This window comes from Candidatus Hodgkinia cicadicola, assembly GCF_002774925.1.
On record NZ_NXGO01000083.1, the window covers coordinates 1 to 1,660 of the forward strand.

The window sequence follows — 1,660 nt, forward strand, 5'->3', positions numbered from 1 at the left end:
AATCCTCGTTCACCTGCTGAACTCCACAATACCGTATTACCTCTTCTATCGGAACAGCATATAATAACGTTATTATTTGTTAATTGTATATGTAATATTCCATTTAATTCTTTATCAAACATATCGAACCTGTTACAACTTTATGTACTTTCTAGTACGGATATTTGTTCTTGTTCGTTGTTTTCTAACTGGTAATCAAACCTTATGTCTTAATCCTCTATAACAATTAATACGTTTTAAGTTGTTTATATCGGATGGTATTTTATATCTTAAGACGGTTTCTAATGTTAAATTATTTTGTATAAAATGAATAAGTTTATATCTTTCTGAATTTAATAATATCTTTACCATGGTTTTTAAATTAATGGATAAATAAACTTAAGATGAGATAAGAAAAAGACTTACCAATGTCATATAAGGTTTGTAGTGCAATGAATATGTTCTTGTTTTCAGGTATTCTTATATCATAATATCTGCATTTAATTATCCTAAATAAGATATAACACTTTAATAAGTTAATCTCACCTCCAAGGTTGTTTTTAGTATAGTATTATTTAAGATTAAATCACATTTTAACATCAGTTCTTGTGGTATATATTTTACCATCTAATAATTAAACACAACAAAAGGTTGTTTATATCAATACATGTCTCTTTAAATTACTAATTAATAACATTTTTAACAATTACTTGATGATCTGTTGTTTAACAGATTTAAACTTATAATCATGATAATATGACATTTATTGTTATTCCTACATTTAAACTATATTTTGATGTCTACCTGTTAGTTTTGTAGCTATTCTCTTTCAGAGTTATACCTTTTTATCATCGGATCTATATCTGTTGATTTATTTACTTCTTTTACCACATGTTCTTATCTTTTTTAAACAACCTGATAACTTTATTCTATTATTCATGATTTCTTTATAAGATCCAAGGTTTAAATGAATTAATAACAACATTTTCAAAGTTTTAAACGTAAGCTTAGTCCTTTCAATGCAATAAATGTGGCTTTGATAACATTATGTGGATTTCTTGATCCAATGATCTTTGCACTGGCATCTTTAATTCCCAATGCATCAAAGATGGATCTTATTACATTACTTGCTTTAATTCCTATACCATTTCTATTATTTCACATCAATACTTTGGTTGAATTATATCTTCCACTGCCATTAGAAATGAGTTCTTTGTTCCTTCCGAGAGGAACCTTTATCATGTTGTTTTGAGCACAACGTCCAGATTTCATAACAGCATCTTGTGCTTCATTTGCTTTAGCCATTCCAAATCCAACACTACCACACATATCTCCGACAATAACTAATGCCAAATACCTATACTTTCTACCTCCTTTAACAATCCTACATACCTTTGTTAACTTTATAATTTTCTCATATAACGGAACTTTACCATTAAAAAGATTACTAGTTTCAATATCATCAGCTATGTTCTTTCTTGTTTTTTTGTTAATAAAGTTTGGAACATATTCATCATCAAACTTCTTCCAATATATTTTCATCTATAACATAAAACCTAATGTTCTTAACATGTTTACAACCTGTACCATCTTACCTTTGTATTTGTTTTTAAATTTTAGATGAAAGATACCAATAACCAAACAACATCGTGCCATCTTTATAATCAGATTTCCATTAGTT

2 protein-coding genes are annotated in these 1,660 nt (G+C 27.4%); both read right to left on the bottom strand.

Annotated elements, in window-relative coordinates:
• Positions 1 to 132: 132 nt before the first annotated feature.
• On the bottom strand, positions 133 to 351 hold the full coding sequence (gene rpsM / locus MAGTDC_RS04935; protein ID WP_192573173.1) for a 30S ribosomal protein S13: 219 nt from the start codon (positions 349 to 351) through the stop codon (positions 133 to 135).
• A gap of 600 nt (positions 352 to 951) precedes the next feature.
• The gene (locus MAGTDC_RS03085; RefSeq protein ID WP_146656998.1) at positions 952 to 1,521 is read right to left on the bottom strand and encodes an uS5 family small ribosomal subunit protein; all 570 of its coding nucleotides are present in this window, start codon (positions 1,519 to 1,521) and stop codon (positions 952 to 954) included.
• Between the last annotated feature and the right edge of the window lie 139 nt (positions 1,522 to 1,660).